At 65.2% G+C, this 19,940-nt stretch carries 18 protein-coding genes; 9 read left to right on the top strand and 9 right to left on the bottom strand.

All coding sequences use genetic code 11. The annotated features are described in order from the left end of the window. Both flgJ and RPPS3_RS19935 read right to left on the bottom strand, forming a co-directional pair. Window positions 1–336: a flagellar assembly peptidoglycan hydrolase FlgJ gene (gene flgJ, locus RPPS3_RS19940; RefSeq protein WP_107345614.1), complete on the bottom strand. Its 336-nt coding sequence runs from the start codon at window positions 334–336 to the stop codon at window positions 1–3. Beyond that, window positions 336–1,457: a flagellar basal body P-ring protein FlgI gene (locus RPPS3_RS19935; RefSeq protein ID WP_107345613.1), complete on the bottom strand. Its 1,122-nt coding sequence runs from the start codon at window positions 1,455–1,457 to the stop codon at window positions 336–338. Before RPPS3_RS19935 ends, flgJ begins: the two co-directional genes overlap by 1 nt. Window positions 1,458–1,755: 298 nt before the next feature. Here RPPS3_RS19935 and RPPS3_RS19930 point away from each other — a divergent pair, with 298 nt between their 5' ends. Both RPPS3_RS19930 and dksA read left to right on the top strand, forming a co-directional pair. Continuing rightward, a complete protein-coding gene (locus RPPS3_RS19930; protein WP_011159444.1) occupies window positions 1,756–2,166 on the top strand; it encodes a flagellar assembly protein FliX in 411 nt (136 codons plus the stop codon). Between the two features lie 138 nt (window positions 2,167–2,304). Beyond that, a complete protein-coding gene (gene dksA, locus RPPS3_RS19925; protein ID WP_107345612.1) occupies window positions 2,305–2,715 on the top strand; it encodes an RNA polymerase-binding protein DksA in 411 nt (136 codons plus the stop codon). A gap of 110 nt (window positions 2,716–2,825) precedes the next feature. Here dksA and RPPS3_RS19920 read toward each other — a convergent pair whose 3' ends face one another. Both RPPS3_RS19920 and RPPS3_RS19915 read right to left on the bottom strand, forming a co-directional pair. Beyond that, on the bottom strand, window positions 2,826–3,107 hold the full coding sequence (locus RPPS3_RS19920) for a DUF3551 domain-containing protein (protein WP_107345611.1): 282 nt from the start codon (window positions 3,105–3,107) through the stop codon (window positions 2,826–2,828). Between the two features lie 197 nt (window positions 3,108–3,304). Beyond that, complete coding sequence (locus RPPS3_RS19915; protein ID WP_107345610.1) at window positions 3,305–3,868, bottom strand: TetR family transcriptional regulator; 564 nt, start codon at window positions 3,866–3,868, stop codon at window positions 3,305–3,307. Between the two features lie 166 nt (window positions 3,869–4,034). Between RPPS3_RS19915 and RPPS3_RS19910 the strand changes: the two genes are divergently transcribed. Continuing rightward, window positions 4,035–5,210, top strand: a complete 1,176-nt coding sequence (locus RPPS3_RS19910; RefSeq protein WP_107345609.1) for an efflux RND transporter periplasmic adaptor subunit — start codon at window positions 4,035–4,037, stop codon at window positions 5,208–5,210. A gap of 12 nt (window positions 5,211–5,222) precedes the next feature. Then, on the top strand, window positions 5,223–8,369 hold the full coding sequence (locus RPPS3_RS19905) for an efflux RND transporter permease subunit (protein WP_107345608.1): 3,147 nt from the start codon (window positions 5,223–5,225) through the stop codon (window positions 8,367–8,369). Between the two features lie 265 nt (window positions 8,370–8,634). Here RPPS3_RS19905 and flgH read toward each other — a convergent pair whose 3' ends face one another. Genes flgH through flgF form a run of 4 tightly spaced genes read right to left on the bottom strand, consistent with a single transcriptional unit; the run spans window position 8,635 to window position 12,001 of the window. Then, a complete protein-coding gene (flgH, locus tag RPPS3_RS19900; protein ID WP_107345607.1) occupies window positions 8,635–9,393 on the bottom strand; it encodes a flagellar basal body L-ring protein FlgH in 759 nt (252 codons plus the stop codon). A gap of 5 nt (window positions 9,394–9,398) precedes the next feature. Then, window positions 9,399–10,427 (bottom strand): flagellar basal body P-ring formation chaperone FlgA, encoded by a 1,029-nt coding sequence (gene flgA, locus RPPS3_RS19895; protein WP_107345606.1) that lies wholly within the window; start codon window positions 10,425–10,427, stop codon window positions 9,399–9,401. 11 nt (window positions 10,428–10,438) lie between these two features. Then, window positions 10,439–11,227, bottom strand: coding sequence for a flagellar basal-body rod protein FlgG (gene flgG / locus RPPS3_RS19890; RefSeq protein WP_011159436.1), 789 nt, complete (start codon window positions 11,225–11,227; stop codon window positions 10,439–10,441). A gap of 12 nt (window positions 11,228–11,239) precedes the next feature. Beyond that, complete coding sequence (gene flgF / locus RPPS3_RS19885; protein ID WP_107345605.1) at window positions 11,240–12,001, bottom strand: flagellar basal-body rod protein FlgF; 762 nt, start codon at window positions 11,999–12,001, stop codon at window positions 11,240–11,242. Window positions 12,002–12,365: 364 nt separating this feature from the next. Here flgF and fliL point away from each other — a divergent pair, with 364 nt between their 5' ends. The 4 genes from fliL to RPPS3_RS19865 are packed head-to-tail and all read left to right on the top strand — an operon-like array spanning window position 12,366 to window position 15,264. Continuing rightward, entirely contained in the window at window positions 12,366–12,866 is a 501-nt protein-coding gene (gene fliL, locus RPPS3_RS19880; protein WP_107345604.1) for a flagellar basal body-associated protein FliL, read from the top strand. A 6-nt stretch (window positions 12,867–12,872) separates the two neighbouring features. Continuing rightward, window positions 12,873–14,075, top strand: a complete 1,203-nt coding sequence (fliM, locus tag RPPS3_RS19875; RefSeq protein ID WP_011159433.1) for a flagellar motor switch protein FliM — start codon at window positions 12,873–12,875, stop codon at window positions 14,073–14,075. Beyond that, on the top strand, window positions 14,072–14,503 hold the full coding sequence (locus RPPS3_RS19870) for a DUF6468 domain-containing protein (protein WP_107345603.1): 432 nt from the start codon (window positions 14,072–14,074) through the stop codon (window positions 14,501–14,503). Before fliM ends, RPPS3_RS19870 begins: the two co-directional genes overlap by 4 nt. After that, window positions 14,500–15,264, top strand: coding sequence for a MotE family protein (locus RPPS3_RS19865; RefSeq protein ID WP_107345602.1), 765 nt, complete (start codon window positions 14,500–14,502; stop codon window positions 15,262–15,264). The genes RPPS3_RS19870 and RPPS3_RS19865 overlap by 4 nt, the downstream gene beginning before the upstream one ends. A 10-nt stretch (window positions 15,265–15,274) precedes the next feature. On the opposite strand, the gene RPPS3_RS19860 is transcribed toward RPPS3_RS19865, so the two are convergent. Then, window positions 15,275–15,604: a GrlR family regulatory protein gene (locus tag RPPS3_RS19860; RefSeq protein WP_107345601.1), complete on the bottom strand. Its 330-nt coding sequence runs from the start codon at window positions 15,602–15,604 to the stop codon at window positions 15,275–15,277. A 474-nt stretch (window positions 15,605–16,078) separates the two neighbouring features. On the opposite strand from RPPS3_RS19860, the gene RPPS3_RS19855 reads away from it, so the two are divergent. Beyond that, window positions 16,079–19,822, top strand: coding sequence for a hypothetical protein (locus RPPS3_RS19855; protein WP_107345600.1), 3,744 nt, complete (start codon window positions 16,079–16,081; stop codon window positions 19,820–19,822). Window positions 19,823–19,940: the final 118 nt, after the last annotated feature.

Raw genomic sequence — 19,940 nt, 5'->3', positions numbered from 1 at the left:
TTAGGAGCGGGCTGCCTGTTGCAGGATCAGCGAGCGGTACACGTCGGTGGCGATGCCGACGCCACCGGCCTTGGCGACCATCTGCGAATGCTGTTCGGTCAGCATCGAACGCCAAACGCCGGTACCGACGGTGTCGCCGAACGGTCCTTCGCCCTTCAGCCCGGAAGTCATCTGCGAGAACATGGTGTTGAGAAACATCGCCTCGAAGTCCTTGGCGGTCTTCTGGGCCTTGTCCTGGACCTGCGCCGGCACCTTCGACAGCGCTTCGGCGAGGGCAAAGTCGGGCCGCCCGTTATAGGTCGGTAGGGTCGGCCCGTAGGTCGTGGCGATCGTCATCACATCACCTCGATGTCGGCTTCGATTGCACCGGCGGCCTTGATCGCCTGCAGGATGCCGATCAGGTCGCGCGGGCCGATGCCGAGGCTGTTGAGGCCGTCGACCAGCTGCTGCAGCGACACGCCGTCCTTGACCACGGCGAGCTTCTTGCCGTCTTCGGTGACCCCGATCCGCGAATTCGGCGTGACGACGGTGCGGCCGCCGCCGAGCGGATTCGGCTGGCTCACCTGCGGACTTTCGGAGATCGACACCGTCAGGTTGCCCTGGGCCACCGCCACGGTGGCGACTCGGACGTCACGACCCATGACTATGATACCGCTACGTTCGTCGATCACGATCTTGGCGGCCTGGTCCGGTTCGACCTGCAACTGCTCGATTTCGGTGAGCAGCGCCACCGCGTTGCCCTTGAACTCGCCCGGTATCGAAAGCTGGACGGTCGACGGGTCGAGCGGCTCGGCGCATTTGGTGCCGAGGTAGTCGTTGACGGCGGCAGCGATCCGCTTGGCGGTGGTGAAGTCGGCATTGCGCAGCGCAAGCCGCACGTTCGGCAGCCGGTTCAGGGCGAATTCGATCTCGCGCTCGATGATGGCGCCATTGGCGATCCGGCCGACCGTCGGCACGCCGCGGGTAATCTTGGCGGCTTCGCCCTCGGCCTGGAAACCGCCGATCGCCAGCGAACCCTGGGCGACCGCGTAGACGTTGCCGTCGGCGCCGAGCAGGGGGGTGACCAGCAGGGTGCCGCCCTGCAGGTTCTTGGCGTCGCCCAGCGCCGAGACGGTGACGTCCATCCGGGTGCCCTGGGTGGCGAACGGCGGCAGATTGCCGGTGACCATCACGGCGGCGACGTTGCCGGTGCGGATGGTGGCGCCGCGGATGTTGACGCCCATACGTTCCAGCATCGCCTGCAGCGACTGCTTGGTGAAGGGGATGTTGTTGAGGGTGTCGCCGGTGCCGTTGAGGCCGACCACGAGGCCGTAACCGATCAGCTGGTTCTGGCGGATGCCTTCGATATTGGCGAGGTCCTTGATGCGCGACGTCGCATTGGCCCCCACGCCCGACAGGAGCAGCACGCACAGCGCCGCCGCAGCCAGCCTTACGAGTTGGGTCGATACGCGCGGCATTGTCGGCTCCTGTCGATCCATCGCCGCTGGTGCGAACGATGCGGTCAGTCTTTCCTTGCCAGTCCTGTGCCACCCGCGAATCTGAAGCAACTTGTTGATTTTCCGAGGGGAAGTTCCCCTCTCCGGAGTTCCATTTGGGTTCCAGCCGCGGCGAAACTGCCGTCACCGGCAATTCTTGCCGGGCTGTTTACCCATCGTTAACCATAAACCGGTTTGCTGCGGGTCGGGGGCCTCAGCCCTGTTGCCGCCCTGGGTGTAAGCTGTTCCGCAGGCGAGCCTGGACACGGCGAGAGACACGATGCGCATTTACGGTCCGAACGGCACCACCACATCGACCGGCTCCGGCACTGTCCGGCGCTCCGGATCGAGCACGTTTTCGCTCCCCACCGCTCCCACGCAATCGGAAGCCAAGCCGATCAGTGCGCCTCGGCCGCCGGCGGCGCTGGATGCGCTGCTCGCCATGCAGGGGGTGGAGGATGCCACCGAACGCCGCAAGCGCTCAGTGCAGCGCGGACGGACAGCGCTCGATGCGCTCGACGATCTGAAGATCGGCCTGCTGTCGGGGATGCTGGACGGTGCAACGGTGGCGCGGCTGCGCGCGGCGGCGGCCGAACTGAAGAACTCCTCCGGCGATCCCGGCCTCGACGCGGTACTGGCGGAGATCGAGCTGCGGGTCGAGGTCGAACTCGCCAAAGCCGGCCAAGCCTAAGCCTGCGATTCGTGTTCCCCAGCTATTCCGCCGTTCCGGTGCGATCGGTGCGGACGATATTGTCTGTCACAACCCAGCGCTATATAAGCTGCCGCGCAGGCGGGGTGTTTACCGCCTGATGTGGATCATGGATTGCCCTTGGAAAAGTTGAAAGACTATCGACCATCCGAGAAAGAGCCGTTCATGAACGAGCGGCAGCGCGATTATTTTCGCGCCAAATTGTTGGCTTGGAAGGACGAGATCCTGCGTGAAGCCAAACTCACGCTCCAGGCACTACAGGAAGAGAACGTCAATCATCCCGACTTGGCTGATCGCGCCTCCTCCGAAACCGACCGCGCTATTGAGCTGCGCGCTCGCGACCGTCAACGCAAGCTGATCGCCAAGATCGACGCAGCACTGCAACGTATCGAAGATAACACCTACGGCTATTGCGAAGAGACCGGCGAGCCGATCTCTCTCAAGCGGCTCGAGGCGCGCCCGATTGCGACGCTCTCGGTCGAAGCCCAGGAGCGCCATGAGAAGCGCGAAAAGGTGTATCGCGACGAATAGGTCGGTGGCCTGATCAAAGTTTTACGGCGTCGCTTCCGAGAAGAAGCGGCGCCGTTGTTTTTTGTAGCTGGCGCTTCGGGCCGTTGCGCGCGCGGAATAAGCGCAGCCGATTAGTGCCGGCGCTTGCGCGGCGGCTGTTGCGGCGGTGGAACGTCTTGCGGCTCGGCGGCCTGCTGCTGCGCACGGAACGCTACCACCGGATTGATGTCGCAGTAGGCGCGGGTGCCGGAAGCCGTCACCATGCACTGCTGGTACGAGTCGAACTGGCAGTTACCCGGGTAGCCCCATTCGCCGCCTTGCAGGCAGTAGGGGAAATCGCGGGCCGAGGCCGGAGCCGCCGCCAGGGTGAGGATGGTCGCAGCCGCGAGCAAAGCGGCGCCGGTCTTGGTCATCTGATCTCTCCATTGGGCCCGGCCATTCCTCGCAGGAATCGCCGAACACGGCGGAACGTAGCGTCCCCGGGACGCGATACAACTACGATCGCGGGATGCCGTCGATGCGCCGGATCATGTCTGCGGATGTCTGGGCAAGTGAGTTGTGATCGGTCGTGATGCAGCGTGTGCGTCTCGCGGGTCCTTAGCTTTCCCGCTCAGTCTTTCCGAGTCATTGCCAACAGTCGCGCCAGCAGCTTCTTTGGGTCCATCCGAAGATCCGGGGCGAGGTGGCTGAGGTCGGCGAGCCAGGCGCCATCGGCGGCGAGACGCACGATCTCCAGTGCGGGTGCCGAGTCGGTCTTTTTATACTTCGTCAGCCATGCCCGCATCCTGGCCGACCAGCGCGGTCGCAACAGCGGGTCGGTCATCATCGATACCGCCAAAGCGCCGCCGCACTGGCTATCGTCTTGTTCACTGAGATTGAAAGTCGCCCGGACGTAGGCGCGGGTGAAGCAGCCGTAACTGGAATGATCATCCTGTAGCGCCTCTTCGACGGCGGCACCGAAGATGTCGAGCTGGGCGTCGAAGACCGCCTCGATTAACTTCTCCTTGGTCGCAAAATGATGAAACAGGCCGCCTTTTGTGACACCTGCGGCGGCTGCAACGGCCTGCACTGTTACCGCTTGTAGCCCCCGCTCCATCGCCAGAGTGGCGGCACAATCGATCAAGGCGCGGCGGACGACTTCCGGTTGTTTCTTTCGCTCATGGGCGCTGCTCATTGCGGCGAGGCAACTTTCTTTAGAACGACTGTGGTGAATCCTGGCGTCGCCCCGTTGTCATTGTCAAGAATGTAATATACCAACCGGATGGTATCTTTTGAACGGTTTGCGGCGGCCGGGGGGCTCGCAGCCGTGCGGAGCAAAGGTGAGTTGCGTGACGACGAAGATGAAGGCCGCCCTCCGGGCCGCTTGCGCGTTTGGCGTGGTGGTGAGCCTGGCCGGCTGCGGTGACGGCAAACAAGCAGGAGCCGACAAGCAGGCGCCGCCGGTCGTGGTGAGCGTGGTCACAGTCGCGCCGGAGACGCTGCGCATCGTCAGCGATCTGCCCGGCCGCATCGCGCCGACGCGGATCGCGGAGGTGCGTCCGCGGGTCTCGGGCATCATCATCGAGCGCGTGTTCCAGCAAGGTACCATCGTCAAGCAGGGCGACGTGCTGTACCGGCTGGACCCGGCGCCGTTCCAGGTTCGTGTCGCCAGCGCCAAGGCGACGCTGCAGCGTGCGGTCGCAACACGCACGCTGGCGGCGCAGCAGGCGGAGCGCCAGACCCGGCTGAAGGATCGCGACGTCACCACAGGCCAACTCTACGACAAGGCAGTCGCCGAACTGGCACAGGCCGAGGCGGACGAGGCCTCCGCACGCGCCGGCCTGCAGGCCGCCGAGCTCGATCTGCAATACACCGAAGTCCGCGCACCGATCACCGGCCGCATCGGACGGGCGCTGATCACCGAAGGCGCACTGTTCACCGTCGGTGGCAGCGAAAGCCTGGCGACGATTCAGCAGCTCGATCCGGTCTATGCCGACTTCACGCAATCCGCCAACGAGCTGTTGGCGTTGAAGCGGGCCGCGCAACAGTCTGCTAAGGCCGGTGATGCGATCGAAGCCGAGGTCCGGCTGCGGTTTGACGACGGCGCGAGCTACGCGCATCGCGGCCGCCTACTATTCTCCGAAGCTTCTGTCGACGCTACGACTGGTCAGGTCACGCTGCGCGGCGAGTTTCCTAATCCGGACGGCGATTTGTTGCCCGGCATGTATGTTCGCGTGCAGTTGGTGCAGGGCGAGCAGCCCAATGCGCTGGCCGTGCCCGAGCGCGCGCTACGCCGCGATCCGGGCGGGCAGGCGCAGCTCTACGTCGTTTCGGCCGATCGCAAAGCCGAATTGCGGCCGGTGACGCCATCGCGGCTAGTCGATGGTCGCTGGATCATCGCCAGCGGTCTCCATCCCGGCGATGCCGTCGTCGTTCAGGGCTTTCAGGCGCTGTCGCCGGGAGCGGCGGTCGATCCGAAGCCGTGGCCGAACGCGGCGGCCGCTGGTACGACCAGCGCCGCCTCGCAGGCGAAGTGAGGCTCGGCGGTCATGCCCGATTTCTTTATCGCGCGGCCCGTGTTCGCGTGGGTCGTCGCCATCTTCATTATGATCGCCGGCGCGTTGGCGATCCCGTTCCTGCCGGTGGCGCAATACCCCAACATTGCCCCGGCGAAGATCTCCGTCACCGCGAATTATCCGGGTGCGTCGTCCGAAGAGATCTACCAGGGCGTCGTCCGGCTGATCGAAGATCAGCTCGCCGGCATTCCCGGCCTGATGTACTTCGAGTCGACCACGGATGCGACCGGCCAGATCTCGATCGAGGTGTCGTTCCAGCCGGGAACGTCGCTGGCGCAGGCGACGGTGGATGTGCAGAACCGCATCCGTCGGGTGGAGTCGCGGCTGCCCAGCGCCGTGACGCAGCGCGGCATTCTGGTCGACGAAGCCTCCAGCACCTTCCTGATGTTCATCTCGGTGCAAACCATCGACGGCTCGCTCGATAGCATCGCGGTCGGCGACTACATCACCCGCAATATCATCAGCGAGATCCGCCGGATCGAGGGCGTCGGCAAGGCGCAGTTGTTCGGTACGCAGCGGTCGATGCGGGTGTGGATCGATCCGGACAAGCTGTTCGGCGTCGGATTGACCGTCAGCGACGTCTCGGCAGCGATCGCCGCGCAGAACGCACAGGTCGCCGCGGGGCGGATTGGCGCGACGCCCAATCCGGTGTCGCAGGAAGTCACCGCGCCGGTCCTGGTCAAGGGCCAACTCGGCACGCCGGAGGAATTCGGTGCCATTGTGCTACGCGCCAATCGCGACGGCTCGTCGGTGCGGCTGCGCGACGTTGCCCGGGTCGAGGTCGGCGGCGAGGACTACAATTCCGATAGTCGGCTGAACGGCCATCCCGCGGCGTCGATCGGCGTCCAGTTATCGGCGACCGCCAATGCGCTCGCCACCTCCAGAGCCGTCACTGCCAAGATGAAGGAACTGTCGCAGTATTTCCCGAAAGGGATGACCTACGAGATTCCTTACGACACTACCCCGTTCATCAAGGCGTCGATCGAGAAGGTGCTGTACACGCTCGCCGAAGCGATTGCGCTGGTGTTCGTGGTGATGTTCCTGTTCTTGCAGAACATCCGCTACACCCTGATCCCGACCCTGGTGGTGCCGATCGCGCTGCTCGGCACCTGTGCAGTGATGTTCGTCACCGGCTTCTCGATCAACGTGCTGACGATGTTCGCGATGGTGCTGGCGATCGGCATCCTGGTCGACGACGCCATCGTGGTGGTCGAGAACGTCGAGCGCCTGATGGCGACCGAAGGACTGTCGCCGCGCGAGGCGACCATCAAGGCGATGGGGCAGATCAAGGGCGCGATCGTCGGCATTACGCTGGTGCTGACGGCGGTATTCCTGCCGATGGCGTTCTTCCCCGGCGCGGTCGGTATCATCTATCGGCAGTTCAGCCTGACGATGGTGGTTTCGATCCTGTTCTCCAGCTTTCTGGCGCTGACGCTGACGCCGGCGCTGTGCGCGACGTTCCTGAAGCCGGTGCCTGACGATCATCACGAGAAGGGCGGCTTCTTCGGCTGGTTCAACCGGACTTTCGCGCGCATCGCCGGCCGCTATCGCAATGGCGTCGGCTGGGCGACCAGCCGGACAGCACGGCTGATGGTGGTCTATCTGGCGCTGCTGGCGGGGCTCGGCTGGGCTTACTTGCGGTTGCCTGCGTCGTTCCTGCCGACCGAGGATCAGGGCTATCTGATCGTCGACATGCAAGCCCCGACCGAGGCGACGCAGACCCGCGCGATGACGTCGATCGAGCAGGCCGAGAAGGTGTTCCTCGCCGACCCCAGCGTGTCGCAGGTGTTCACCGTCTCGGGCTTCAGTTTCTCCGGCAACTCGCAGAGCGCAGCGGTAGCGTTCGTGACACTGAAGGATTGGAGCGAGCGCGGCCACGACAGCGCCGGTGCGATCGCCCGGCGCGCCAATGTCGAACTGGCGAAGATCGGCGACGCTGCAGTGATGGCGTTCGAGCCACCGCCGATCGACGGCCTCGGCAACTTCACCGGCTTCACCTTCCGCCTGCAGGATCGCGGCAGCCGCGGCGGCGCGGCGCTCGACGATGCCGCGACGCGCCTGACTGCGGCGGGCGCCGCCAGTCCGGTGCTGGCGGGCGTTCGGATCGAGGGGCTGGCCAATTCGGCCCAGCTGCATCTGGTGATCGACCGTGAGAAGGCGAACGCGCTCGGCGTGTCCTTCGCGGACATCAATGCTACCATCACTACCAGCCTCGGCTCGGCCTACGTCAACGATTTCCCCAACGCCGGCCGGATGCAGCGCGTCACCATCCAGGCGCAGGACGATCGCCGCATGCAGGCGGACGATCTGCTCAAGCTGAACGTCCGCAATGCCAGCGGCCGGATGGTGCCGCTTTCCGCATTCGCGCGAACCGAATGGTCGAAGGGGCCGATCCAGGTGATCGGCTTCAACGGCTATCCGTCGGTGCGCTTTGCCGGCGATGGTGCGCCGGGCCACTCCTCGGGCGAAGCCATCGCCGAGATGGAACGGCTGGCCAAGCAATTGCCGAGCGGGTTCGGTTTCGAATGGGCCGGGCAGTCGCTGCAGGAAATCAAGTCGGGCAATCAGGCGCCGTTCCTGCTCGGGCTCAGCGTCCTGTTCGTGTTCCTGCTGCTGGCGGCGCTGTACGAAAGCTGGTCAATCCCGCTGTCGGTGATGCTGGTCGTGCCGCTCGGCATCATTGGCGCGCTGCTCGCCGTGATGCTCCGCGACATGCCGAACGACATCTACTTCAAGGTCGGCCTGATCGCGATCATCGGTTTGTCCGCCAAGAATGCGATTCTGATCGTCGAATTCGCCAAGGACCTGCATGCCGAGGGCAAGTCGCTGCGCGAGGCAGCGATCGAGGCGGCGGCGATCCGCTTCCGCCCGATTATCATGACCTCGCTCGCCTTCATCCTCGGCGTCACGCCGCTGGCGTTTGCGAGCGGCGTCAGCGCCGGCAGCCAGAATGCAATCGGCACCGGCGTGTTCGGCGGCATGTTGTCCGCCACCGTGCTGGCCGTGCTGTTCGTGCCGGTGTTCTACGTCTTCGTGCTGCAGAAGGTAGAGCGCCGGAAGGCGGCAGGGAGCAAGGGCAGGACAAGCAAGGGCGAGCCGCAATCGACAACGGTTGCGTGATCGCAGGTACTAACGCCAACTCTCTCGTGCCCGGGCTCGTCCCGGCACGACGTCTTTGCAGTCTCTCCGCGAGCCAGACATCGTCGGGTCAAGCACGGCCGTGACGGTGATATTTGGCCACCAACTCACCGTCAGCAGCGCTCACGGGTCAGTAAAAAGGCCGCGGCCTCCGTCCGGAGGGAGAGCCGGAGGAGGCCGCGTTGGAACACCTGACCGCGCCTAGGTTCGCGGCCGGGTGTGGGAGCTCGTTGTCAGGTCATGACGATCAGAACGGGAGCAGCACGTCCATCACCTGCTGGCCGTAGCGAGGCTGCTGCACGTCGGTGATCTGGCCGCGGCCGCCGTAGGCGATGCGGGCCTGAGCGATCTTGCTGCTGTCGATGGTGTTGTCGCTCTGAATGTCTTCGGGCCGCACGATACCGGCGACGATCAGTTCGCGGATCTCGAAGTTGACCCGGATCTCCTGCTTGCCCTCGACCACCAGATTGCCGTTCGGCAGCACCTGCGTTACCACCGCGGCGACGTTGGTCTGCAAAGCTTCCTGGCGCTGCACCGAGCCCTTGCCGTCCGACGACGAGGTGGAGTCGGTGGTCAGGATGCGGCCCGGCAGCACCGCGGTCGCCGGCGTCGTGATCGTCTTGCTGCCGATAAAGTCGGTGATGCCGGAGTCTTCCTTGCTGGTGCGGCTGCGCTGGGTCTCGTTGGCGATGTTGGCCTTGTCGGTGAAGTTCACCGTCACGGTGAGAATGTCGCCGACCTTGGCGGCGCGCTGATCCTTGAAGAACGCGCGCGAGCCGTTCCGCCACAGCGAGTTGGCGTTGTAGGACGCGACCTCCGGCTTCGGCATCGGCATCTGCACCGGCTTGTAGCCGGGCTGCGTGGTCGGGTTCTCGATCGGAGTGAGCGCCGGCCGTTCGCCAATCGCGGCGAGACGATCGATCGAGGAGCAGCCCCCGGCGAGACCGCCCGTCGCCAGCAGGGCGGCGACCAGAACGATGCGTTGCAACGGCACAGGCTTGGACATGAACGTTACTCGGTTTTCGCGTCGGCCACGACGCGCGGAGAGATGACGGTGATCGCGACCTGGCCGCGACCGATCACCGTGCCGGTGATGGTGCGCTTGGACTGCAGGTTGAGCACGTTGACGACGTCGCCCTCGGCGCCGGTGTCGAGTGCCTTGCCGCGCGCGGTGAGATAGATACCGGCCGCGCGATAGATCAGCGTGACGCCCTGGTCGCGGGTCACGAGGTCCGGCTTGGCGAGGTCGGCGCCGCGCAGCACCTGTCCGCTGCGCAGCGTCTGGCGCGCCTGCATGCCAAGGGCGGCATCGCGAGACGCCGCATCGGACGCGACTTCGCTCTTCGGCCGGCGCTCGACGGTGATGTCTGAGGCCTTGATCACTTCGTTACGCTGCACCGGCCGGGTCAGCACGGTTGCCACAACGGTTTCGATCGCGGTGCCGGTCACCCGCATCCGGGCCGGCGCGCTACCTTCGCCGCCGTTGATTTCGTAGCTGATGTCGAACCGGCCGCTGCGCGCGTCGAACTTCTCGCTGACGAGTTGCAGCTTGCCGGCGTAGTTCGCCGGCAGCGTCTTGGTCTCGACGTCGCGGTCGAAATTCACCGTCAGGTCTTCGGGCTCGCCGAGGCCGTGGCGTTGCTGCAGGGTCTGAACCACCTGCTGCTCGATTTCCTTGGCCGCCAGCGTGCGCGCGAGCCGGGTCACGGTGACTTCGGTGATGTCGCGGGTATCGACACCGATCACCTGATGGGCGCGCAGTGCCGCGAGGACGGTGGCGGTCGGCAGCGCGCCGGTGGTGCCGAGGTCGGGCGAGCGATAGATCGCAATACTTGCTGCGGCGCCGGCGTTCTCGATCACGTCGCCGATCCGGACCAGTTCGCCGGTGACCTCGACATGCGGACGTAGCACCGGCGACTTCAGCACGTCGCTTGGGCGCAGTTCGCCCTCGGGCTGTGCCGTGGGCGTTGCGGTCTGGCCGATTGCGCCGCTGCCGGCGGCGGCGACCAGGGTGGAGGCGAGGAGGAGAGCGCGGATCATCAGCCGTCTCCTCAGCGGAACATATTAGAGGTCGATTGCAGCATCTGGTCGGCGGAGCTGACGACCTTGGCGTTCATCTCATAAGCGCGCTGCGCCGAGATCAGGTCGGAGATTTCCGTCACCACTTCGACGTTCGCCATCTCCAGCGTCTTCTGCATGATGTCGCCGAGACCGTCGGCAGAAGCGATGCCGTCCTGCGGCGTTCCGGACGCCGGGGTTTCGATGAACAGGTTGTCGCCCTGCGGCTGCAGACCGGCCTTGTTGATGAAACGGGTCAGGCCGATCTGGCCGATCACGGTGGGCGTGGTCGAACCGGAGATTGTCACCGACACCTGGCCGTTGGCGGCGACGGTGATGCTGGTCGCGCCGTTCGGAACGGTGATGGTCGGCTGCACCGGGTTGCCGTTGGCCGTGACCATGCGGCCGGTGTTGTCCTTGGTGAACGAGCCATCGCGGGTGTAGGCGAAGGTGCCGTCCGGCATCTGGATCTTGAAGAAGCCTTCGCCGCGCACCGCAAGGTCGAGATCGTTGCCGGTAGGGGACAGAGTGCCCTGGGTCATCAGCCGCGGCGTACCGACGGTCTTGACGCCGCCGCCGATGTCGACACCGACCGGCAGGATCGTGCCCTGGTCCGACGCCTGTGCGCCGACGCGGCGGACGTGATCGTAGATCAGGTCCTGAAACTGCGCCGTCTGCTTCTTGAAGCCGGTGGTGCGCATGTTGGCGATGTTGTTGGAGATCACCTGAACGTTGAGCTCCTGGGCCGCCATCCCGGTCGCCGCAGTGTAGAGTGCGCGCATGGTCAGTCTCCGTTAGGCCGGCACTTCGGCGAGTTTCTCGATCGCGGATTTGCGCAGCTCGCTCTCCTGCTGCAGCATCGCCGAGATCTGGGTGTAGGTTCGGGTGACGTCGATCATCTTGGTCATTTCGAGGACCGAGTTGACGTTCGACTTCTCGACATAGCCCTGGCGCAGCATCGACTTGGTGTCGGGCGTGCCCTGGTCGGATGTGGCTGCGAACAGATTGCCGCCCTGCTTGATCAGGCTCTGCGGCCGGTCGAACGTCACCACCCGCAGCTTGCCGCGCAGCGAGTCGATGATCGAGGTGCCTTCCACCACGCTGACGCGGCCGTCCGACGAGATCGACAGCTCCTTGTCGGTCGGCTGGATCACGATCGGGCCGCCGGTGCCGAGCACCGGGAAGCCGGAGCCGTTCACGAGCTGGCCCTGGGCGTTGATCGTCAGCGATCCGTCGCGGGTGAAGCGCTCGCCCTGCGGTGTCTGCACCACCAGAAAGCCCTTGCCGTCGATCGCGACGTCGAGCGGGTTCTTGGTCTCTTGCAGCGCGCCGGTCGACAGATCGTGGTAGGTGGCGCGGTCCTGCACGAAGCTGACGCGCCGGTCCGGCCGCGCGAAATTGTCCTCGTGCGCGCCGGTGTTAAGAAATTCCTGGAACACCGACCGCTCCGCCTTGAAGCCGTTGGTGTTGAGATTGGCGAGGTTGTTCGCGACGACATCCATCTGCCGTTCGAGCACGACCTGCCGTGACAGTCCGACGAGAAGAGCATTCTCCATCGGTGGTTCTCCCTTGAATGACCCGCCGCCAAGTCCTCCCAGACCGGTGGCGGATCGTGCGAACCGCAGGCGCTCTCCCAAGCGCGCGGCTCACCAGACACCTAGCGAAGCTCGTGCCAACTCAGAAAATTCATCTAAATCAGTAGCTTGCTCATTTTAAGGGAGCGGCCGGGCCGGCAATAAAGGACTTGTTGACCATACCGGCCGGCAAAATCTTCCTACCCGCCACCGCCGTGGAAAGGTTCCGTTAACCATTGCCCCATAGCGTCGTGTCATCAGAGCCTTGGGCGCTGGCGGCGTTAGTCTCGCGTTTACGGTTCGCCTCGGCTGCGGCTCGCTTTTTGGGATATGGGCGATTCGGCCGATGGCGGACGCAGAGAAACCGGAAGAAGGCGCCGAAGCCGCCGAAGGCGGGGCGCCAAAGAGCAAGAAGAAGCTGATCATCATCGCTGCGGCGGCCGTGCTGCTGCTCGGCGGCGGTGCCGGCGCTTATTTCTTCCTGTTCGCCGGTCACGGCGAAGACGCGCATCAGGCCGAAGCCGCCAAGGAAGTGAAGCCGCCAAACTTCGTCGAAGTGCCGGAGATCATGGTCAACCTCGCCGGTACGCCGGGCGAGCGGGTGCAATATCTCAAGGCCAAGGTCGTGCTCGAGGTAAAGGACGAGAAGCTCGCCGAGCAGATCAAGCCGAACATGCCGCGGATCACCGACCTGTTTCAGACCTACTTGCGAGAGCTGCGCTCGGGCGACCTGAACGGCTCGGTCGGGATGTTTCGGATGAAGGAAGAGCTGACCCGGCGCGTTAACATGGCGATCGCGCCTGCGCAGGTGTCGGCTGTGTTGTTCAAGGAAGTGCTGGTGCAGTGAGCTGACATGGCTGGCCAGGACCAACTCGACCAGGACGCAATTGCCGCCCAATGGGAAGCCTCCATGGCATCGGAGGATCCCGAGGCCGCGGCAAAGGCGGCAGCGGAGAACGAACTAACCGGGACGATGGCGGAGCAATGGGCCGCCATGGTCGAGGATGGCGGCCGCGATCTCGGCGGTGGCAAGAACGGCGGCGAGCGGGTGCTGTCGCAGGAGGAGATCGACAATCTCCTCGGCTTCAGCGTCGGCGAGGTCCACCTCGACGAGAACTCCGGCATCCGCGCGATCATCGACTCCGCGATGGTCTCCTATGAGCGTCTGCCGATGCTCGAAATCGTCTTCGACCGCCTGGTGCGGTTGATGACGACCAGCTTGCGTAACTTCACCTCGGACAACGTCGAAGTTTCGCTCGACCGCATCACCTCGGTCCGGTTCGGCGACTACATGAACTCGATCCCGTTGCCGGCGGTGCTGTGCGTGTTCAAGGCCGAGGAGTGGCAGAACTTCGGGCTCGCCACCGTCGACTCCAGCCTGATCTATTCGATGATCGACGTGCTGCTCGGCGGCCGCCGCGGCCAGGCCGCGCTGCGCATCGAAGGCCGGCCCTACACCACGATCGAAACCAATCTGGTGAAGCGGCTGCTCGAGGTTGTGCTCGCCGACGCCGAACAGGCGTTCCGGCCGCTGTCGCCGGTGTCGTTCAGCATCGATCGGCTCGAGACCAATCCGCGCTTCGCTGCGATCAGCCGGCCCGCCAACGCCGCGATCCTGGTCCGCCTGCACATCGACATGGAAGACCGCGGCGGCAATATCGAGCTGCTGCTGCCATACGCCACGATCGAACCGATCCGCGGCGTGCTGATGCAGATGTTCATGGGCGAAAAATTCGGCCGTGATCAGGTCTGGGAAGGCCACCTCGCCACCGAGATCGTCCAGGCCGATATTTCGGTCGACGCCGTGCTTTACGAAGCCGAACTGCCGCTGCGGCAACTGATGGCGCTGCAAGTCGGCGACACCCTGCCGCTGGAGCTGCGCGCCGACGCCACCGTGGCGGTGCGCTGCGGCAGCGTCGTACTCACCGAAGGCCGGATGGGCCGGGTCGGCGACCGCGTCGCCATTCGCGTCACCAAACCGCTGCGCAAGCCGCTCACCACCTACGCCATGTTCGAACGTACCGACGAGCAGAGCAAAATGATGGAGGCACAATGAGCCACATTTTCGCAATCGTGATCGAAAGCCTGGTCGCCGTGCTGCTCCTCGTCACCGTCGGTTATTGTTGGCTGCTCAACAAACGCCTGCTGCGGCTGAAGGCCGACGAGCAATCGCTGAAGGCGACGATCGGCGAGCTGATCACCGTCACCGAGATCGCCGAACGGGCGATCGGCGGCCTCAAGCTCACGGTGCGCGAGGTCAACGAAAACCTCGGTCGTGACATCGCCGCGGCCTCCGCGCTGTCCGACCAGCTCAAGAAGCAGCTCGGCGAGGGCGACAACGTGCTGCGGCGCCTGTCGAAGATCGTCGCGGCGGCGCGTCCCGGCGGCGAGCAGCCGGCGGCGGCGGTGTCGGCGGCGCAGGCCAATGCGGCCGCGGCGCAGGCTTTTGCGGAACGCAGGCGACATAACGGCTTGGCTGCATGAACGCACTTCGGGATATCCGCATCCTTCCGGTTGTTCTGGTCGCGGTCTTCGGCCTCGCTGTGCTGAAGATCGCCGGACTGGTGCTCGATGGCGGCTACGTGTTCGATTACGATCCGAACGCGACCAAGCCTTCATGGGCTCAGGAGAACCTGAACTTCCCCGGACGGAAGCCGATCGATCCCGATATCACCGGCTCGGTGCATGGCGAGCCGAAGAAGAAAGAAGAAGAAAAGCCAGCGGTTGCGCCGCCGGAACAGACCAAGCCGGCCGAGACCGAGCCCGAGACCCCGGCAATTTCTCCATCTGAACGCGCGATCCTCGAGCGGCTGCAGGCGCGCCGCCAGGAACTTGAAGCGCGTGCCCGCGAAGTCGAGATCCGGGAGAGCCTGCTCAAGGCTGCAGAGAAGCGGATCGAGTCCAAGGTCCAGGAGATGAAGGAGACCGAGGGCCAGATCGGCAAGGCGACCGAAGAGAAATCGGAAGCCGAAGCGGCGCGCTTCAAGGGCATCGTCACGATGTACGAGTCGATGAAGCCGAAGGATGCGGCGAAGATCTTCGATCGTCTGGAAATGCCGGTGCTGATCGAAATCGCCACCCAGATCGCGCCGCGGAAGATGTCCGACATCCTCGGCCTGATGTCTGCCGAAGCCGCCGAAAAGCTCACTGTGGAAATGGCGCGGCGCGCCACCGGGAAGGCGTCGGTGTCCGCATCGGTGGCGGTGCTGCCGAAGATCGAAGGCCGCCCGACGCCGCGGCAGTGATCAACTGCGCTTAGCTGCTGATCCGTGTCAGCAGCGCCTTGAAGCCGAGCGACGGGGCTTCCGCCGCCATGCCTTCGACCTGCGCGTAGTCGCCGATCGTCGAGCCGTGGAAGTCGACCCGCACCTCGTCGACGCCGAACACCGACTGGATCGCCGGATCGCTGGTGTGCCGGCGCGCCGTGATGGTGCCGTGGATCGTCTGGCCGTTCTGTTCGTAGGCGCCGATATAGGCGAATGCCGAACTGCCGCCGTGCAGCCGGCCATCGGATGCGAAGATCACGCCGACCGCTTTGCGCCGCGGCGTTTCGAATTCCACCTTGTAGAGACCCTTCAGCAGCATGGCGGTCGTCAGTCCAATTCCCAGTGGCGTATCCGCGCCAGATTGGCGGCGGGCGCAGCTTTCATCGTCCATGTCTCCTCGGTGGCGCGAGCCGATCCGAAGCGCCGACACGTCGTGCGGCGTCCGTCAGGACGGCCGACAACGGCGGGCGGGAAGGGCACGGCGATCGCGGTCACACGAAAGGATGGTTCAGGCGGTTGCGCTCCCCGCCTTCTGCATCACTATCAAAAACGTGTTTACCTCGACAATCTAAATCTCTGATTGTGACGCGATGCCGTGCCGAAGCAGGGTGGGCCCGCCGCAGTCGACGATGGTTAAACCACCGTTAACGGCTTTTGTGCCCTAGTGGGGCAGGCTGCGGTTCTGCGCGCTTCCGCCGCGCCGACGCGCATGCGTGAAGCGTAGTATCTTTGTTGGCGGCGAAGCCGCCTAGGACCGGCAGACGACAGAGTCGTTGACTGAAAGACACGACGGATGGCGCGGATGGCTGCCGCTGGAGTTTGGTCACAGGCGCTCGTCGGGCGCGTCGCACGACTCTGCCTTGCCGGCTTGCTGCTGCTGATCGCAGCCGCGCTGACCATTGCGCCCGCGGCCGCGCAAGTGCGCGGCGAAGCCAGCTTCGAAGCAAAGGGCGGATACGGCCGGCTGCTGCTGAAGATGGCCGAAGACGTCGACTCCGACGTCGCCACTGCGGGCCTGATCGTGGTGATCCGCTTCAAGCGGCCGATCGATATTCCGGTCGACAAGCTCGCCGATTCCGCGCCCGGCTATATCGGCTCTGCGCGGCTTGATCCCGACGGTTATGCGCTGCGTTTGGCCCTGACGCGGAAGCTCACTGTCAACGCGATGGCGGCCGGCGAACGGCTGTTCGTCGACCTGCTGCCAGAAAATTGGACCGGCGCGCCGCCCGGACTGCCGCAAGACGTCGTGAAGGAACTGGCTGAACGCGCCCGCGCGGCAGAGCGCGCCCTGAAGGCGCAACGCGCCACCGCCGAAGTGAAGAAGCGGCCACCGATCCGCGTGCGGACCTCGGTGCAGCCGACCTTCGTGCGCTACGTGTTTGAAGTCCCGTCCGACGTGCGGGTGGCGTCGACGCTGACCGACCGCAAGCTGTCGGTGCAGTTCAACACGCCACTGACCTTCGACCTCGCCGACGCGCAGCTCGCCTCGCCGCCGGGTGTTGCTTCGATCGCGCAGAACATCGACGGCGGTAATTCCACCGTCGACTTCACGCTGATCGGCGGCGCCGATGTGCATTCGTTCCGCGAAGAGAAGAACTTCATCATCGATGTCGGCTTTCAACCGGGCGGCGCCGAGTCCGGTCAGACCATGGGGCCGCAGGCACTGAAGCTGCCGGAGATCGGCAAGCTCGATCCCAAGGCGCTGCAGGCAGAGATCCAGAAGCAGGAGCCCAAGGCCGACAACGGCCACAAGCCCGACGCGAAGGACGCAGGCCGCAAGGCTGACGCCAAGGAAGCCGATCACAAGGCGGAGGCCAAGCCCGCGCCGGCTCCGGTGGAAGCCAAGCCCATGAAGCCGGCGACGCCAGCCGGTCCGCAGCCTGCACCTGCTGCGGCTACTGCTGCTGCGCCATCTCCGTCTGTGGCGGGGCCCTCAGCGACGCCGTCGCCAGCCGGCCCGCCTGCCAAAGGTGGCCAAGTCGCTGCCGCGCCCGCGGGGCCTGCGGCGCCGAGCATCGCGCCGCCGCAGACTGCTCCGGCTGCGCCTCAGGCTCCCGCGTCTCCGCCGGCAGTGGCTGCCAAGCCGGTCTCGAATGAGGGGCGGCCGGTCGAGGTGCGGCTGAATACGGATGGGCTTCGCCTGAGCTTCGCGTTTTCTGCTCCGACCCCGGCGGCACTGTTCCGCCGCGGCGACGTGCTGTGGCTGGTCCTCGACAACACTGCGGCATTTGATCTGTCGGCGATCCGCCGCGAGGGCAGTGCGGTGGTCAGCGACGCCAGCCGCCTTCCGCTCGCCAACGGACAAGCAATTCGGATCCGGCTCAGCCGCCCGCAGATCGCGACGCTCACCGAAGACGACGGTGCAGGCAAGGGCTGGACTGTGACGCTTGCCGATGCCGGCCGCGCGGCGTCGCAGCCGCTATCCGCGGTACGCAACATCGCCGACCCGACCCGCGCCAGCGTCTCAGTGTCGTTGCCGGCGCTCGGCCAGGTTCAGAAGCTCGCCGATCCCGACGCCGGCGATACGCTGACGGTGGTCACCGCGCTGCCGCCGCCGCGCGGCTTCATCAAGCGGCAGAACTTCGTCGAGTTCAATCTGCTGGAGTCGATCCACGGCGTCGTTGTCGAGCTGAAGTCCGACGACGTCACCGTTGAAACCACTCCCGATGCCGTGCTGCTGACGCGGCCTGGGGGCCTGACGCTATCCTCCGCCGCGGAGAGCGGCGGCGGTGATGCCGCGTCCGAGAAGCCGTTCTTCGATGTCCGGCAATGGGCGAAGGATCAGACCGGCAGCTTCAAGGACATGCTCGACGAGCGTCTCAACGCCGCATCCGTTGCGGGCGGTGACGACAAGCTCCCGGCACGGCTCGATCTGGCGCGGTTCTACATGGCGCGCGGCCTCTATCCCGAAGCCAAAGGCGTGCTCGATCTTGCGCTGTCCGCCACCAAGCCCGGCCAGGAAGATGCCGCTACCATGCTCGGCCATGCGGCCGCGAGTGCACTGATGTGGCGGCCGGAGCAAACGTTGAAGGACGTCGCCAACCCGGCGATCGCTTCGACCTACGACGCGCAGATGTGGAAGGGCGTAGCGCTGGCGCGCCAGGGCAAATGGGCCGAGGCGCGCGAGAAGCTGAAGAGCGTGCAGTTCGCGATCACGGCGCTGCCGCTCGACATTCAGCGCGCGGTGCTCGCCGCGGCGATGCGGGCCTCGCTCGAAGTGCGTGACTATTCTGGCGCCGCCAAGCTCAGCACCGATTTCGATTTGGTCGGTATCCCGCCGGAGATCAAGCCGCAGGTCGCGGTGATGCGCGGCTGGCTCGACGAGGCGCTCGGCCGCGAGCCGGAGGCGCTGAAGAAGTACAAGGACGCGATGGCCTCGTCCGACCGGCAAGCGGCTGCCGAAGCGCGGTTTCGCGAGATCGTGCTGCGGCTAAAGCGCGAAGAACTGACACCCGCGGAGGCGCTGCCCGATCTGGAGCGACTGTCGGTGAACTGGCGCGGCGACCAGCTAGAAGTGAACACCCAGCAGCTGCTGACTAAGATGTACGCCGACGCCGGCCGCTATCAGGATTCGCTGCAGGCGGCCCGGGTTGCGACCCAGCTGGCGCCGAATTCGGAAGCTGCCCGCAAGGCGCAGGACGATGCCCGCGCGCTGTTCGCGCAGATTTTCCTCGGCAGCAAGGGCGACGATCTGCCGCCGATCGAAGCCCTCGCAATGTTCTACGAGTATCGCGAGCTGACCCCGATCGGCCGGCGCGGCGATGAGATGATCCGCCGGCTCGCCGACCGTCTGGTCGCGGTCGATCTGCTCGATCAGGCCAGCGAGCTTCTGCAGTATCAGGTCGACAAGCGTCTCGAAGGCGCGGCGCGGGCGCAGGTCGCCGCCAAGCTGGCGATGATCTACCTGATGAACCGCAAGCCGGATCGCGCCATCGGTGCGCTGCATTCGTCGCGCATCGCTGATCTTGCCGGCGAACTCCGTCAGCAGCGGCTGTTGCTCGAGGCGAGGGCGCAGAGCGACATCGGTCGCCACGATCTCGCACTCGACATCATCAGCAATATCAGTGGACGCGAGGCGATCCGGCTGCGTTCCGACATCTACTGGGCGGCGCGACGCTGGCGCGAATCCTCTGAGCAGATCGAGCTGTATCTCGGCGATCGCTGGAAGGACTTCACACCGCTGTCGTCGGCCGAGAAGAGCGACGTGATCCGTGCCGTGGTCGGTTACGCGCTCGCCGAAGACGCCCTCGGCCTCGATCGTTTCCGCGAGAAATTTGCGCCGTTGATGACCGATCCGGCCGATCGCGCCGCCTTCGACATCGCCAGCCAGCCGAGCGCCGGCAACAGCGCTGCGTTTGCAGCGATCGCCAAGATGGCCGCCAGCGTCGATACGCTCGAAGGCTTCCTGCGCGAGATGAAGCAGCGCTTCCCCGATGCCAGCGCCCGCGTCAACCCGCCGCCCGGCGCCGACCTCACCGCCACCGGTACGCTGCCCCAGGTCCCGCCGAAGATCCGCGCCATCCAGGCGACGCGGTAGCAATTCTTTCGCCGTCTCGAACCGTCATTCCGGGGCGCTCGCGAAAGCGAGCGAACCCGGAATCCAGCAGTTGTTTTGCGAAGCTGATTCTCGGGCTCACGCGCTTCTCGCGTGCCCG

Source organism: Rhodopseudomonas palustris (genome assembly GCF_003031265.1).
In the GTDB taxonomy this organism is placed as follows: Bacteria; Pseudomonadota; Alphaproteobacteria; order Rhizobiales; family Xanthobacteraceae; genus Rhodopseudomonas; species Rhodopseudomonas palustris_H.
Note: the sequence above shows the minus strand (reverse complement) of the source record. Positions and strands in the feature narration are given on the sequence as shown.

Excerpts from the sequence above, each read along its gene's own strand:
- flgJ (WP_107345614.1), bottom strand. The coding sequence starts at position 336 with ATGACGATCGCCACGACCTACGGGCCGACCCTACCGACCTATAACGGG.
- RPPS3_RS19935 (WP_107345613.1), bottom strand. The coding sequence starts at position 1,457 with ATGCCGCGCGTATCGACCCAACTCGTAAGGCTGGCTGCGGCGGCGCTG.
- RPPS3_RS19930 (WP_011159444.1), top strand. The coding sequence starts at position 1,756 with ATGCGCATTTACGGTCCGAACGGCACCACCACATCGACCGGCTCCGGC.
- RPPS3_RS19920 (WP_107345611.1), bottom strand. The coding sequence starts at position 3,107 with ATGACCAAGACCGGCGCCGCTTTGCTCGCGGCTGCGACCATCCTCACC.
- RPPS3_RS19915 (WP_107345610.1), bottom strand. The coding sequence starts at position 3,868 with ATGAGCAGCGCCCATGAGCGAAAGAAACAACCGGAAGTCGTCCGCCGC.
- RPPS3_RS19910 (WP_107345609.1), top strand. The coding sequence starts at position 4,035 with ATGAAGGCCGCCCTCCGGGCCGCTTGCGCGTTTGGCGTGGTGGTGAGC.
- RPPS3_RS19905 (WP_107345608.1), top strand. The coding sequence starts at position 5,223 with ATGCCCGATTTCTTTATCGCGCGGCCCGTGTTCGCGTGGGTCGTCGCC.
- flgH (WP_107345607.1), bottom strand. The coding sequence starts at position 9,393 with ATGTCCAAGCCTGTGCCGTTGCAACGCATCGTTCTGGTCGCCGCCCTG.
- flgA (WP_107345606.1), bottom strand. The coding sequence starts at position 10,427 with ATGATCCGCGCTCTCCTCCTCGCCTCCACCCTGGTCGCCGCCGCCGGC.
- flgG (WP_011159436.1), bottom strand. The coding sequence starts at position 11,227 with ATGCGCGCACTCTACACTGCGGCGACCGGGATGGCGGCCCAGGAGCTC.
- flgF (WP_107345605.1), bottom strand. The coding sequence starts at position 12,001 with ATGGAGAATGCTCTTCTCGTCGGACTGTCACGGCAGGTCGTGCTCGAA.
- fliL (WP_107345604.1), top strand. The coding sequence starts at position 12,366 with ATGGCGGACGCAGAGAAACCGGAAGAAGGCGCCGAAGCCGCCGAAGGC.
- fliM (WP_011159433.1), top strand. The coding sequence starts at position 12,873 with ATGGCTGGCCAGGACCAACTCGACCAGGACGCAATTGCCGCCCAATGG.
- RPPS3_RS19870 (WP_107345603.1), top strand. The coding sequence starts at position 14,072 with ATGAGCCACATTTTCGCAATCGTGATCGAAAGCCTGGTCGCCGTGCTG.
- RPPS3_RS19865 (WP_107345602.1), top strand. The coding sequence starts at position 14,500 with ATGAACGCACTTCGGGATATCCGCATCCTTCCGGTTGTTCTGGTCGCG.
- RPPS3_RS19860 (WP_107345601.1), bottom strand. The coding sequence starts at position 15,604 with ATGCTGCTGAAGGGTCTCTACAAGGTGGAATTCGAAACGCCGCGGCGC.
- RPPS3_RS19855 (WP_107345600.1), top strand. The coding sequence starts at position 16,079 with ATGGCGCGGATGGCTGCCGCTGGAGTTTGGTCACAGGCGCTCGTCGGG.